The sequence below is a fragment of the Pseudomonas sp. RW407 genome, from assembly GCF_003176655.1.
In the GTDB taxonomy this organism is placed as follows: Bacteria; Pseudomonadota; Gammaproteobacteria; order Pseudomonadales; family Pseudomonadaceae; genus Pseudomonas; species Pseudomonas delhiensis.
The window spans coordinates 1-13837 of the sequence record NZ_QGSL01000106.1 but is presented as its reverse complement, the minus strand read 5'-3'; the positions used below and the strand labels follow the sequence as shown (position 1 = coordinate 13837).

At 69.3% G+C, this 13837-nt stretch carries 15 protein-coding genes; 13 read left to right on the top strand and 2 right to left on the bottom strand.

The window, feature by feature from the left end:
* The 10 genes from urtB to DK254_RS16915 all read left to right on the top strand — a co-directional run.
* On the top strand, positions 1–1114 hold a 1114-nt coding region (gene urtB, locus DK254_RS16960; protein ID WP_256595894.1), incomplete at its 5' end, for an urea ABC transporter permease subunit UrtB.
* Between the two features lie 121 nt (positions 1115–1235).
* Positions 1236–2315: an urea ABC transporter permease subunit UrtC gene (gene urtC / locus DK254_RS16955; RefSeq protein ID WP_109934713.1), complete on the top strand. Its 1080-nt coding sequence runs from the start codon at positions 1236–1238 to the stop codon at positions 2313–2315.
* Positions 2312–3157 (top strand): urea ABC transporter ATP-binding protein UrtD, encoded by an 846-nt coding sequence (gene urtD, locus DK254_RS16950; protein ID WP_109934712.1) that lies wholly within the window; start codon positions 2312–2314, stop codon positions 3155–3157. The genes urtC and urtD overlap by 4 nt, the downstream gene beginning before the upstream one ends.
* 92 nt (positions 3158–3249) lie before the next feature.
* A complete protein-coding gene (gene urtE / locus DK254_RS16945; RefSeq protein WP_109934711.1) occupies positions 3250–3948 on the top strand; it encodes an urea ABC transporter ATP-binding subunit UrtE in 699 nt (232 codons plus the stop codon).
* Positions 3949–4254: 306 nt separating this feature from the next.
* Positions 4255–5088: an urease accessory protein UreD gene (locus tag DK254_RS16940; protein ID WP_109934710.1), complete on the top strand. Its 834-nt coding sequence runs from the start codon at positions 4255–4257 to the stop codon at positions 5086–5088.
* A gap of 1 nt (position 5089) precedes the next feature.
* Positions 5090–5392: an urease subunit gamma gene (locus DK254_RS16935; protein WP_043268703.1), complete on the top strand. Its 303-nt coding sequence runs from the start codon at positions 5090–5092 to the stop codon at positions 5390–5392.
* 50 nt (positions 5393–5442) lie between these two features.
* Positions 5443–5949, top strand: a complete 507-nt coding sequence (locus tag DK254_RS16930) for a GNAT family N-acetyltransferase (RefSeq protein WP_109934709.1) — start codon at positions 5443–5445, stop codon at positions 5947–5949.
* Positions 5946–6251: an urease subunit beta gene (locus tag DK254_RS16925; RefSeq protein ID WP_109934708.1), complete on the top strand. Its 306-nt coding sequence runs from the start codon at positions 5946–5948 to the stop codon at positions 6249–6251. The genes DK254_RS16930 and DK254_RS16925 overlap by 4 nt, the downstream gene beginning before the upstream one ends.
* A gap of 206 nt (positions 6252–6457) precedes the next feature.
* Positions 6458–8158 (top strand): urease subunit alpha, encoded by a 1701-nt coding sequence (ureC, locus tag DK254_RS16920; protein ID WP_109934707.1) that lies wholly within the window; start codon positions 6458–6460, stop codon positions 8156–8158.
* Positions 8159–8436: 278 nt separating this feature from the next.
* Positions 8437–9690, top strand: coding sequence for an ABC transporter substrate-binding protein (locus tag DK254_RS16915; RefSeq protein WP_109934706.1), 1254 nt, complete (start codon positions 8437–8439; stop codon positions 9688–9690).
* 6 nt (positions 9691–9696) lie between these two features.
* Here DK254_RS16915 and DK254_RS16910 read toward each other — a convergent pair whose 3' ends face one another.
* Complete coding sequence (locus DK254_RS16910) at positions 9697–9963, bottom strand: DksA/TraR family C4-type zinc finger protein (RefSeq protein ID WP_109934705.1); 267 nt, start codon at positions 9961–9963, stop codon at positions 9697–9699.
* A gap of 167 nt (positions 9964–10130) precedes the next feature.
* Here DK254_RS16910 and DK254_RS16905 point away from each other — a divergent pair, with 167 nt between their 5' ends.
* Positions 10131–10802 (top strand): hypothetical protein, encoded by a 672-nt coding sequence (locus DK254_RS16905; protein ID WP_109934704.1) that lies wholly within the window; start codon positions 10131–10133, stop codon positions 10800–10802.
* A 112-nt stretch (positions 10803–10914) separates the two neighbouring features.
* Positions 10915–11568 carry a hypothetical protein gene (locus DK254_RS16900; protein ID WP_109934703.1) on the top strand — a complete coding sequence of 218 codons (654 nt, stop codon included), beginning with the start codon at positions 10915–10917 and terminating at the stop codon, positions 11566–11568.
* A 3-nt stretch (positions 11569–11571) separates the two neighbouring features.
* Here DK254_RS16900 and DK254_RS16895 read toward each other — a convergent pair whose 3' ends face one another.
* Positions 11572–12435 carry an oxaloacetate decarboxylase gene (locus tag DK254_RS16895; RefSeq protein WP_009613347.1) on the bottom strand — a complete coding sequence of 288 codons (864 nt, stop codon included), beginning with the start codon at positions 12433–12435 and terminating at the stop codon, positions 11572–11574.
* 216 nt (positions 12436–12651) lie between these two features.
* On the opposite strand from DK254_RS16895, the gene DK254_RS16890 reads away from it, so the two are divergent.
* Positions 12652–13837, top strand: a 1186-nt coding sequence (locus DK254_RS16890) for an Hsp70 family protein (protein WP_109934702.1), incomplete at its 3' end; no start/stop codon positions are given.

Below are 13837 nucleotides of genomic sequence, written 5' to 3'. Positions count from 1 at the left end.
GAAGGCCGCCCTGCAGCTGGCCCTGGCCAACCTGCAACTGGCCGACGCCGACCCACAGGTGCGCCTCTCCGCCGTGCGCCTGCTCGGCGAATCCGGCGACCCGCTGGCGCTGACGCGCCTGCAGAACCTGCTCGAGCCGGCCGTGGAAGCCGACGAGCAGGTGCGCACCGCCGCCGCCACCAGCCTGGCCCAGGTCAAGCGCCGGCTGCTGGTCGGCGACCTGCTCGGCCAGGCTTTCAGCGGCCTGTCCCTGGGCTCCATCCTGCTGCTGGCGGCCCTGGGCCTGGCCATCACCTACGGCCTGCTGGGCGTCATCAACATGGCCCACGGCGAGATGCTGATGCTCGGCGCCTACTCCACCTACGTGGTGCAGTCGCTGTTGCAGCGCTTCGCCCCCGGCCTGCTGGAGTACTACCCGCTGCTGGCGCTGCCGGTGGCCTTCGGCGTCACCGCGGCCATCGGCATGGCCCTGGAGCGCACGGTGATTCGCCACCTCTACGGCCGCCCGCTGGAAACCCTGCTGGCCACCTGGGGCATCAGCCTGGTGCTGATCCAGCTGGTGCGCGTGCTGTTCGGCGCGCAGAACGTCGAGGTGGCCAACCCGGCCTGGCTGTCCGGCGGCATCCAGGTGCTGCCGAACCTGGTGCTGCCGTGGAACCGCATCGTCATCATCGGCTTCGCCCTGTTCGTGCTGGCGCTCACCTGGCTGCTGCTCAACCGCACGCGGCTGGGCCTGAACGTCCGCGCGGTGACGCAGAACCGCAACATGGCGGCCTGCTGCGGCGTGCCCACCGGGCGCGTGGACATGCTCGCCTTCGGCCTCGGCTCGGGCATCGCCGGGCTCGGCGGGGTGGCCCTGTCGCAGGTCGGCAACGTCGGCCCGGACCTGGGCCAGAGCTACATCATCGACTCCTTCCTGGTGGTGGTGCTGGGCGGCGTCGGCCAGCTCGCCGGCAGCGTCTGCGCGGCCTTCGGCCTGGGCGTGGCGAACAAGATCCTCGAACCGCAGATCGGCGCGGTGCTGGGCAAGATCCTGATCCTGGCGCTGATCATCCTGTTCATCCAGAAACGACCGCAGGGGCTCTTCGCTCTGAAAGGGAGGGTCATCGATTGAACCAGCTTCCAACCCTCGCTACGGCCGCTTTTCGTAGGAGCGAGCTTGCTCGCGAACAGCCCCCGCAGCGAATCCGTTCGCGAGCAAGCTCGCTCCTACAGGAAGCCGTGGAGGCTCGTCCATGAACCAGCCACTCACCGTGACGGCCGCGCAGAAGGCCGGCCCGCGAGTCACCGCCGGCATCGTCGGCGCCGCGCTCATCGCGCTGCTGATCCTGCCGCTGCTGCACCTGCTGCCCGAGGACAATGCCCTGCACCTGTCGGCCTACGGCCTGACGCTGACCGGCAAGATCCTCTGCTACGCCATAGTCGCCCTGGCCCTGGACCTGGTCTGGGGCTACGCCGGCCTGCTGTCCCTCGGCCACGGCCTGTTCTTCGCCCTGGGCGGCTACGCCATGGGCATGTACCTGATGCGCGAAGCCGCAGGCGACGGCCTGCCAGCCTTCATGACCTTCCTGTCGTGGAACGAGCTGCCCTGGTACTGGGCCGGCACCCAGCACTTCCTCTGGGCCCTGTGCCTGGTGGTGCTGGCGCCGGGGCTGCTGGCCTTCGTGTTCGGCTTCTTCGCCTTCCGCTCGCGGATCAAGGGCGTGTACTTCTCGATCATGACCCAGGCCCTGACCTTCGCCGGCATGCTGCTGTTCTTCCGCAACGAGACCGGCTTCGGCGGCAACAACGGCTTCACCAACTTCCGCAGCATCCTCGGCTTCCCGATCACCGCGCCGGGCACCCGCGCCGCGCTGTTCCTGGCCATCGTCCTGCTGCTGGCGGCGAGCCTGGCGCTGGGCTTCGCCCTGGCGCGGAGCAAGTTCGGCCGGGTGCTCACCGCGCTGCGCGACGCCGAGAACCGCCTGATGTTCTGCGGCTACGACCCGCGCGGCTACAAGCTGTTCGTCTGGACGCTGAGCGCGGTGATCTGCGGCCTGGCCGGCGCCCTGTTCGTGCCGCTGGTGGGCATCATCAACCCCAGCGAGATGTCGCCGACCAACTCCATCGAGGCCGCGGTGTGGGTGGCCCTGGGCGGGCGCGGCACGCTCATCGGCCCGCTGCTCGGCGCCGGCGTGGTGAACGGCGCCAAGAGCTGGTTCACCGTGGCCTTCCCGGAGTACTGGCTGTTCTTCCTCGGCGCCCTGTTCATCGTCGTCACCCTGTACCTGCCCCGGGGCATCCTGGGCCTGATCAAGCGGGAGAAAGCGCAATGAGAGCCGTGCCCCACCTGATGCTGGAACCGGCCTTCGACCCCAGCGGCACCAGCCGCGACGCCGTCGGCCTGGGCGCCAGCGCGCGCGAAGGCCTGGACGTGCGCCACGGCACCATCCTCACCCTGGAAGACATCAACGTCAGCTTCGACGGCTTCCGCGCCCTGCGCGACCTGACGCTGTACATCGGCGTGGGCGAGCTGCGCTGCATCATCGGCCCCAACGGCGCGGGCAAGACCACGCTGATGGACGTGATCACCGGCAAGACCCGCCCCGACAGCGGCAAGGCCTACTTCGGCGAAACCTACGACCTGCAGCGCATGAGCGAGGTGGAGATCGCCCAGGCCGGCATCGGCCGCAAGTTCCAGAAGCCCACGGTGTTCGAGGCGCTCTCGGTGTTCGAGAACCTGGAGCTGGCGCAGAAGGCCGACAAGTCGGTGTGGGCCAGCCTGCGGGCGAAGCTGTCCGGCGAGCAGAAGGACCGCATCGAGGAAGTGCTGGCCACCATCCGCCTCGGCGAGTCGCGGCGGCGCCCGGCGGGGCTGCTGTCCCACGGCCAGAAACAGTTCCTGGAGATCGGCATGCTGCTGGTGCAGGAACCGCAACTGCTGCTGCTCGACGAACCGGTGGCGGGCATGACCGACGCCGAGACCGAGTTCACCGCCGAACTCTTCAGGTCCCTCGCCGGCCAGCACTCGCTGATGGTGGTGGAGCACGACATGGGCTTCGTCGGCAGCATCGCCGACCACGTCAGCGTGCTGCACCAGGGCCACGTGCTGGCCGAGGGTTCGCTGGAAGAAGTGCAGGCCAACGAACAGGTGATCGAAGTTTATCTGGGGCGCTGACGCGCCAGCTGCAAGCTGCAAGCTGCAGGCAAGAGCGCTGTTTCCTGCAGCCTGAAGCCTGTCGCCTGCAGCCCAACTCCGAGGATTCTTCCGTGCTCCAAGTCCAACAACTGCATCAATACTACGGCGGCAGCCACATCCTCCGTGGCCTGTCGTTCGACGCGAAGATCGGTGAAGTCACCTGTCTGCTCGGGCGCAATGGCGTGGGCAAGACCACCCTGCTGCGCTGCCTGATGGGGCTGGTGCCGGCGCGCGAAGGCAGCGTCAACTGGGAGGGCAAGGCCATCACGGCTTTCAAGCCGCACCAGCGGGTGCATGCAGGCATCGCCTACGTGCCCCAGGGGCGCGAGATCTTCCCGCGGCTGAGCGTGGAGGAGAACCTGCTGATGGGGCTTTCGCGCTTCGGCGCGAAGGAGGCCAAGGCGGTTCCCGAGTTCATCTACGAGCTGTTCCCGGTGCTGCGCGAGATGAAGCAGCGCCGCGGCGGCGACCTCTCCGGCGGCCAGCAGCAACAGCTGGCCATCGGCCGCGCCCTGGCCAGCCGCCCGCGTCTGCTGATCCTCGACGAGCCCACCGAAGGCATCCAGCCCTCGGTGATCAAGGAGATCGGCGCGGTGATCCGCAAGCTCGCCGAGCGCGGCGACATGGCCATCCTGCTGGTGGAGCAGTTCTACGACTTCGCCGCCGAACTGGCCGACCAGTACCTGGTGATGGCCCGCGGCGAGATCGTCCAGCAGGGCCGTGGCGCGGACATGGAAAGCGAAGGGGTGCGCGGCCTGGTCGCCATCTGAGGGGCCGTCCGTGCCAACGGACACATCGATGCTCGCCGGCACCGTAGGGCGCATAACGCCTACGGCGTTATCCGCCATCGACCTTCCGCGCCCGGGCCATCGGCGTATAACCGCGAACGGTTATACGCCCTACGCTCCATGATGGTGCACGGCGCCCGCCGATGCACCGCAATCGCGCCCATACCTGACCACCCGGACAACCCCGTCCCCCGTCGCGGGCCAGGCTTTCCACGCCCACGCACTATCCTGGCGCAGAAGGCACGCCAATTGCTCTATCCAGGGCAACCGCAGCCGAACCCGAGCCCCATGAACGCACCCGCCGCCCTCTTCCACCCCGCCTGGCACGCCGAGCTGGAGCTGGCCTACGCCCGCGTCGGTGACGGCACGCGGCCGGTGAAGCGGCGCCACCTGGGGCCGTTGCGGGTGCAGAAGCACCTCTACGCCGAGGGCCCGCAGGTCTGCCAGCACATCGTGGTGCACCCGCCCGGCGGCATCGCCGGGGGCGATACCCTGGCCCTGGACATCCACGCCGGCCCCGGCGCCTGGGCGCAGCTCACCAGCCCCGGCGCGGCCAAGTGGTACCGCGCCGCCACGCCGGCCAGCCAACGCCTGCGCATCCGCGTCGAGCCCGGCGCCACCCTGGAATGGCTGCCCCAGGAAACCATCGTGTTCTCCGGCGCCCGGGCCGAGCTGCGCAGCGACATCGAGTTGCTCGGTGACGCCCGCCTGTTCTACTGGGACCTGGTCGCCCTCGGCCGCCCCGCTGCCGGCGAGCGCTTCGACCAGGGCCGCTTCGCCGCGCAGCTGGACATCCGCCGCGACGGCCAGCGCCTATGGCACGAACGCCAGCGCATCGACGGCGGCGACCGCCTGCTGGACTCGCCCATCGGCCTGGCCGGGCAGCCGGTGATGGCCACCCTGATCGCCAGCGGGCAGATCGACGCCGAGCTGCTGGAAGCCTGCCGCGCGCTACCCTGCAGCGGGCGCGGCAACCTCACCCAGCTGCCCGGCCTGCTGGTCGCCCGCTGCCTGGCCGCCGAGGCGCTGCATGCCCGCGCCTGGCTCATCGAACTCTGGCGCCGGCTGCGGCCCGCGCTGCTCGGCCGCGAGGCCGTTCCCCCGAGAATCTGGAGCACCTGAGATGGACTTGACGCCCCGCGAGAAAGACAAGCTGCTGATCTTCACCGCCGGCCTGGTGGCCGAACGGCGCCTGGCCCGCGGCCTGAAGCTGAACCACCCGGAAGCCATCGCGCTGATCTCCGCCGCCCTGCTCGAAGGTGCCCGCGACGGCCGCACCGTGGCCGAACTGATGCACTACGGCACCACCCTGCTCAGCCGCGAGCAGGTGATGGAAGGGGTGCCGGAGATGATCCCGGAAATCCAGGTGGAAGCCACCTTCCCCGACGGCACCAAGCTGGTCACCGTGCACCAGCCCATCGCCTGACAGCCGGCACAGACCGGCGATCTTCGACTGAACCTGCCCAAGGAACCCCCATGCACATCCGCGACGCCCAGCCCGCCGACCTCGAAGCCCTGCGCGACATCTACAACGACGCCGTGCTCAACACCACCGCGATCTGGAACGAGGTCGCCATCGACCTCGACAACCGCCGCGCCTGGCTGGAACTGCGCGCCCAGCAGGGCTTCCCGGTGCTGGTGGCCGAGGACGCCGGCCAAGTGCTCGGCTACACCAGCTACGGCCCCTGGCGCGCCTTCGACGGCTTCCGCGAAACCGTCGAGCACTCGGTCTACGTGCGCGCCGACCAGCGCGGCAAGGGCGTGGGCCCGCAGCTGATGCAGGCGCTGATCGACCGCGCCCGGGCCCAGGGCCTGCACGTGATGGTGGCGGCCATCGAGAGCGGCAACGCCGCCTCCATCCGCCTGCACGAACGCCTGGGCTTCGCCGTCACCGGGCAGATGCCGCAGGTGGGCCAGAAGTTCGGCCGCTGGCTCGACCTGACCTTCATGCAACTGACCCTCGACCCAAGGAGCGCCCCATGATCCCTGGCGAATACGACGTCCAGCCCGGCGAGATCGAACTCAACGCCGGCCGCCGCACGCTGGCCCTGACGGTGGCCAACAGCGGCGACCGGCCGATCCAGGTCGGCTCGCACTACCACTTCTACGAGACCAACGACGCCCTGCGCTTCGACCGCGAAGCGGCCCGCGGCATGCGCCTGAACATCCCGGCCGGCACCGCGGTGCGCTTCGAACCGGGGCAGAGCCGCGAGGTGGAGTTGGTGGAGCTGGCTGGCGCGCGTCGCGTCTATGGCTTCGCTGGGCGAGTGATGGGCGCGCTTTGAGATTGATGCAAACAAGAGAACCCTCTCCCCCGCCCTCTCCCTGAAGGGAGAGGGAGCTGTCCGTGCCGGCTGACGCCAAGGTTTCATCCTGCACCGCACGGTCCCCTCTCCCTTCAGGGAGAGGGTTAGGGAGAGGGCGCGTGGTTGAGTCCCGTGTCGAAGGCTCAGGAAAAGTACCGAATGCCCCTGGCCGCCAAGGAGCCGCAATGAAGATCAGCAGACAAGCCTACGCCGACATGTTCGGCCCCACCGTCGGCGACCGCGTGCGCCTGGCCGACACCGAGCTGTGGATCGAGGTGGAGCAGGACTTCACCGTCTACGGCGAGGAAGTGAAGTTCGGCGGCGGCAAGGTCATCCGCGACGGCATGGGCCAGGGCCAGCTGCCGGCCGCCGAGGTGGTCGACACCGTCATCACCAACGCGCTGATCCTCGACCACTGGGGCATCGTCAAGGCCGACGTGGGCTTGAAGGACGGGCGCGTCAAAGCGATCGGCAAGGCCGGCAACCCGGACATCCAGCCCGGCGTCAGCATCGCCCTCGGCGCCAGCACCGAGGTGATCGCCGGCGAGGGCATGATCCTCACCGCCGGCGGCATCGACACCCACATCCACTTCATCTGCCCGCAGCAGATCGAAGAGGCGCTGATGAGCGGGGTGACCACCATGATCGGCGGCGGCACCGGGCCGGCCACCGGCACCAACGCCACCACCTGCACCTCCGGGCCCTGGCACCTGGCGCGCATGCTCCAGGCCGCCGACGCCTTCCCGATGAACATCGGCTTCACCGGCAAGGGCAACGCCAGCCTGCCGCTGCCGCTGGAGGAACAGGTGCGCGCCGGGGCCATCGGCCTGAAGCTGCACGAGGACTGGGGCACCACCCCGGCGGCGATCGACAACTGCCTGGGCGTGGCCGACCGCTACGACGTGCAGGTGGCCATCCACACCGACACCCTCAACGAGTCCGGCTTCGTCGAAACCACCCTGGCCGCCTTCGCCGGCCGCACCATCCACACCTACCACACCGAGGGCGCCGGCGGCGGCCACGCGCCGGACATCATCCGCGCCTGCGGCTTCGCCAACGTGCTGCCCAGCTCCACCAACCCGACGCGGCCCTTCACCCGCAACACCATCGACGAGCACCTGGACATGCTCATGGTCTGCCACCACCTGGACCCGAGCATCGCCGAGGACGTGGCCTTCGCCGAGTCGCGCATCCGCCGCGAGACCATCGCCGCCGAGGACATCCTCCACGACCTGGGCGCCTTCAGCATGATCAGCTCCGACAGCCAGGCCATGGGCCGCGTCGGCGAGGTCATCACGCGCACCTGGCAGACCGCCGACAAGATGAAGAAGCAGCGCGGCGCCCTGCCCGGCGACGGCGCGCGCAACGACAACTTCCGCGCCAGGCGCTACATCGCCAAATACACGATCAACCCGGCGATCACCCATGGCGTCAGCCACGAGGTGGGCAGCATCGAGGTGGGCAAGCTGGCCGACCTGGTGCTCTGGCGCCCGGCCTTCTTCGGCGTGAAGCCGAGCCTGATCCTCAAGGGCGGCGCCATCGCGGCGAGCCTGATGGGCGACGCCAACGCCTCCATCCCCACCCCGCAGCCGGTGCACTACCGGCCGATGTTCGCAAGCTTTGGCGGCAGCCGCCACGCCACCAGCCTGACCTTCCTCAGCCAGGCCGCCTGGGAGGCCGGCCTGCACGCGCGCCTGGGCCTGCACAAGGCCATCGGCGTGGTGCAGGGCTGCCGCACGGTGCGCAAGACCGACCTGATCCACAACGCCTACCTGCCGCACATCGAGGTCGACCCGCAGAACTACCAGGTGCGCGCCGACGGCCAGCTGCTGTGGTGCGAACCGGCCGAGGTGCTGCCCATGGCGCAGCGTTATTTCCTGTTCTGAGCACCCGCCCAGGAACACCCTCGTAGGATGGTGTTGAGCGAAGCGATACCCATCGCCACGGCGTAGCCTGCAATCCTACGCCTCACCGCCCACGCCATTCCCCTGTAGGAGCGCGCCCTGCGCGCGATTCGCGGGCAGGGCCCGCTCCTACAGGCGACTGAAATCCACCGGGAAAATTCAGAAGACCGCCCCCAGCGGACGCGCTTCGCATTTCCCCCGGGAGTCCACCCCCTACGCTGGCAGGGCCTCTGTGCCCGCTAGAACAACAAGGACTCCCGATGAAACGACTGACCGCCACCCTGGCCCTGGCACTGGGCCTTTGCGCCTGCGCCCAGGCCGCCGCCCCCGCGCCCATCACCCTGGGCCTCAACTACCCCCGCACCGGCAGCTACCAGAACGAAGGGCGCGACCAGATGCGCGGCGCCCTGCTGGCCATCGACGAGATCAACGCCAACGGCGGCGTGCTCGGCCGCTCGCTGCGGCTGTCCAGCCACGACAGCGCCTCGCGCTCGAAGAAGGCCGTGGCCAACGTCGACAAGCTGGCCGACGAGGGCGCCGCCATGCTCTTCGGCGGCGCCTCCAGCGCCGTGGCCATCGCCGCCGGCAAGCGCGCCGCCGAGCGCGGGCTGCTGTACTTCGGCGCCGTCACCTACTCCAACGACACCACCGGCAAGGACGGCCACCGCTACATGTTCCGCGAGGGCATCAGCGCCTGGATGAGCGCGCGGGTGCTGGGCCAGTACCTGGCGCAGAAGCACCCGGGCAGCCGCTACTTCTACGTCACCTCCGACTACACCTGGGGCCACACCACAGAAGCCTCGCTACGCCAGGCCACCGGCACCCAGGACGGCGCCCAGCACCCCGGGCGGCGCATTCCCTTCCCCGCCGTCGGCCTTGCGCACTACCGCGACAGCCTGGCCCAGGCGACCGCCAGCGACGTCCAGGTGCTGGTCCTGGTGCTGTTCGGCCGCGACCTGGTGCGGGCCATGCAGGTGGCCCACGACCTCGGCCTGACCAGACGCATGCAGGTAGTCGCGCCCAACCTCACCCTGAACGTGATAGAGCAGGCCGGGCCGAGCGTGATGGAGGGCGTGGTCGGCACCGAGCCCTGGACCTGGCGCGTACCGGAACTGGAGAACAGCGCCCGCGGCAAGGCCTTCGTCAGCGACTACGTGAAGCGCTACCAGAAGTACCCGTCCAGCTCCGCCGCCTCGGCCTACGGCATCGTCTACCAGTGGGCGGACGCCGCCAGGCGCGCCAACAGCCTGGACAGCGAGGCGCTGATCAGGGCGCTGGAAGGCCACCGCTACGCCCTGCTCAAGGGCGAGCAGTACTGGCGCGCGTTCGACCACCAGAACGTGCAGCGCATCTATGCGGTGAAGGTGAAGCCGCGCAGCGAGGTGCTGAAGGACCCGCTGAAGCAGGACTACTTCGAGATCATCCACCAGCTCGACGGCGACCTGGCCGCGCCGAGCCTGGAGGAATGGCGGGAAGAAAGGCGCGCCGCCGGCAAGCCCCCGCTGCTGCAGTGAGGCCCCTCAGCGCAGCTGGCTGTCCTTGCTGCCGCGCCGGTTGTAGCCGGCGAAGGCCGCCTGCTCCTGGTCGTGGGCGGCCTGGCAGTTCACGCACAGGCGCACGCCGGGCACGGCCTTGCGCCGCGCCTCGGGGATGGGCGCATCGCACTCCTGGCAATGCGTCAGGCTCTCGCCGCGGGGCAACTGGCTGCGCGCCCGGGCGACGGCGTCCTCGATGGTGCTGTCGATCTGTTCCTGCACGGCGCCGTCGTTCGCCCAACCACTGGCCATGGCAACCTCCGATCAAACTTTGTACAGATTGCAGATATGGACGCCCCGGCGGCCGATTGCAAGGGCAACGGCTGCGCGAAAAGGTGGCGGGGTGCGCTGAAAAGCCCCTTCCCCGGGCGCCGCGCAACGAGAACAATAGCGCGCTTTCCCGTCATGGATGTTCCCCGATGCGAATCCTCCCGTCCCGTCTCCGCCACTGCCTGCCGCTGGCGCTCTGCGCCCTGCTCGGCGCCCAGGCCCAGGCCTCCGGGGCCACCAGCGTCGAAGCCGACCTGGTCGACGCCAACCGCTACCTGCTGCTCTACAGCGCCACCGCCGACGAACGCTTCCTCGAACGCCTGGACGCCACCGGCAAGCACCTGCAGGCCGCCCTCGGGCAGCGCCAGGACGCCGCGGCGCTGCGCGCGCTCTGGGCCAGCTACGAGCAGGGCCGGCAACAGATGCTGGCCGAGCACGCCGCCCGCAAGCTCGACCAGAATGGCGAGATGGCCCGCAGCCTGAAGCTGGCCGAGCCCCTGGACGCCTACCTGCAGGCCCACCCGCTGGCCGCACCGGGCCTGGCCGACGACCTGCGCAGCCGCGCCCTGCTCACCGCCCGCCTGGCCAACCTGCAGAAGGTCGACGGCCCGCGCGCCGAGGCCGAGGCGGCGAACGTCAAGGCCCTGGACGAACGCATCCAGCAGCGCATCGACGCCCTGGCGCAGAGCAACCCCGCCCTGCACGACGAACTGGACAAGCGCTGGCGCTACCTGCAGGTCAGCCAGCGCAATGGCCAGCAACTGCTCTACCCCTTCAACGCGCAGATCGAGGCCATGCTCGGCAAGCTGGCCGGCGCCTGACCGGGGCCGGCCGTCCCGGCCGGAGTCGGTCTACCGCAGACTCGGAATCGTCCGATAGGCGGCACCGGATGGGCCACCCAAGAATGGCGGCCCCATCGCCAGGAGCCGCCCCATGCACCGCCTCGTCCTTTCCCTGCTGCTGAGCCTGCTCGTCACCCTGCCCGGCGTGGCCCGGGCCGACGACCTCGACGCCACCCTGCAGGCCGCGCAGCGCTACCTGCTGCTCTACAGCGCCACTGGCGACGAACGTTTCCTCAAGCGCCTGCAACGGCTCGACGAGACCTTCCACGCCCAGGTCGCCGAACAGCGCAACGGCGAGACGCTCCAGGACATCTGGTCGCTCTACGGCGAAACGGTGGAACGCGTGGAAAGCGGCTACGAACAGAGCGGCCCGGCGCTGCGCGAGGCCCTCGCCCAGGCCCTGGAGGTCTCGGCGCTGCTACAGGAGTTCCGCGTGCAGCTTCCGCCGCCGGGCGAAGCGAGCCTGGCGGACAACCTGCAGCGCCTGGCGCTGCTCAAGGCCAAGCGCGCCAACCACAAGCTGCTGGGGGCGGACGACGGGAGCCTGGACGAGCAGGTCGCCGACCTGCGCGAAGCCATCGGGGCCCAGTTCACCAGCCTGCCGGACACCCCCGAGGGCGAGGCCATGCGCGCCCGCTGGCGCTACCTGCAGCTGACCGAGCGGCCGGCCGGCACCCTGCTCTACCCGTTCAACGCCCAGGTCGAGTACCTGCTGCACAAGCTCGAAGAGGGCCGGGAAGGCTAGGCCCTATTCCTTCACTTCCATGTATTCCCTGGCAAAGATCTGGTACTCCTCCGGCAGGGTGTACTTCTTCGCCAGCTCCGAGGCGGTCAGGTCGGAAGCGTCCACGCCGCGCTGCTCGCGCAGGCAGTCGTAGGTGGCCTTGATGGCGGCGAAGTAGGCGGCATGGCCGTCCACCACGATGCGCACGCCGAGCTTGGCCAGGCGCTTGTCGTCGTGCAGCTTCGGGTTGCCGTAGGACACCAGCATCAGCGGCACGCTCAGGTGACGGGCGATGGCCTCCAGGTGCTCGAAGTCGCGGATGCCGACCATGCAGATGCCGTCGGCGCCGGCGGCCTGGTAGGCCAGGGTGCGGCGGATCACGTCGTCCACCTCGATCACCTCGGCGTTGGTCCGGGCGATGATCGCCATCTCCTGGTCCACCCGCGCCTCCAGCGCCGCGCGGATCTTGCCCACGCCCTCCTCCACCGGGATCAGGTCGGTGGACTTGCGGCCGAACTGCGCCGGCAGCAGGGTGTCCTCGATGGTCAGCGCGGCGACGCCGGCGCGCTCCAGCTCGACGATGGTGCGCATCACGTTCAGCGCGTTGCCGTAGCCGTGGTCGGCGTCGGCGATCACCGGCAGGCGCGCGACGCGGCCGATGCGGGTGGCCTGCTCGACGAACTCGCTGAGGGTGATGAGGGCGAAGTCGGGCGCCGCGAGCACTTGTAGCGAAGCTACAGAACCACCCAGGATGCCGACCTCGAAGCCGAGGTCACCGGCGATGCGCGCCGACATCGGGTCGAACACCGATGCCGTGTGGTAGCAGGAGGAAGAGTTCAGCAACGCCCGGAAACTCTGGCGTAGCTCATGGTGGGAGGCTCTGTGCATGGTGGGATCCAACTGCGACCTGGAGGTGGGAAGGGGCTCTGCGGAATCAGCGAACTCATGTAGCAAAACTACAGGATGGCAAATGTAGCAAAACTACAAAGCCTTCCCAAGCACTCTATCGCCTTCACCGTCCAGCGGCACATGAGCCGATAGTCGAGCAGCGCCATGCGCACTCGCGTAAACTGCGCGGCCGTTTTTTCGCCGGACCTTTCCGCCATGCTGCACTCCACTGACGCCCGCGCCCTGGGCATCGACTTCGGCACCTCCAACTCCACCGTCGGCTGGTGGCGCCCGGGGACGGAACCGCTGATCGCACTGGAAGACGGCAAGATCACCCTGCCCTCGGTGGTCTTCTTCAACACCGAGGAGCGCCGCCCGGTCTACGGCCGCCTGGCCCTGGCCGAGTACCTGGAAGGCTACGAGGGGCGCCTGATGCGCTCGCTGAAGAGCCTGCTCGGCTCGCCCCTGCTCAAGAGCGAGACCACGGTGCTGGGCAGCGCCCTGCCGTTCAAGGACCTGCTCGGGCTGTTCATCGGCGAGCTGAAGCGGCGCGCCGAGGCCGTCGCCGGCCGCGAGTTCGAGGCCGTGGTGCTGGGCCGCCCGGTGTTCTTCGTCGACGACGACGCCGAGGCCGACCGCGAGGCCCAGGACACCCTGGTGGCGGTGGCGCGCAAGCTCGGCTTCAAGGACATTTCCTTCCAGTACGAGCCCCTGGCCGCGGCCTTCGACTACGAGCGCGGCATCGCGCGCGAGGAGCTGGTGCTGATCGTCGACATCGGCGGCGGCACCTCGGACTTCTCCCTGGTGCGCCTGGCCCCGGAGCGCCGCGAGCAGGCCGAGCGCCAGGCCGACATCCTGGCCACCGGCGGCGTGCACATCGGCGGCACCGACTTCGACAAGCAGCTCAGCCTGCAGGGCGTGATGCCGCTGTTCGGCTACGGCAGCCGGATGAAGTCCGACGCGCTGATGCCCACCAGCTACCACCTGAACCTGGCCACCTGGCACACCATCAACGCGGTGTACGCGCAGAAGTCGCAGCTGGCGCTGAAGAACATGCGCTACGACATCGTCGACGGCACCGGCATCGACCGCCTGTTCCGCCTCATCGAGCAGCGCGCCGGGCACTGGCTGGCGATGCAGGTGGAGGCCAGCAAGATCGAGCTGAGCGACAGCCAGCGCCGCGACATCGACCTGACGCGCATCGAGCCGGGCCTGGTGGCCGAGCTGACCCGCGAGCTGTTCGAGGGCGCCATCGAGCCGCAGCTGGAACGCGTACGCGCCGGCATCACCCGCCTGCTGGGCGACGCCGACCTCGACCCGGCGCGGGTCGACACCGTGTTCTTCACCGGCGGCTCCAGCGGCGTGCCAGCCCTGCGCCAGAGCGTGGCGGCCATGCTGCCCA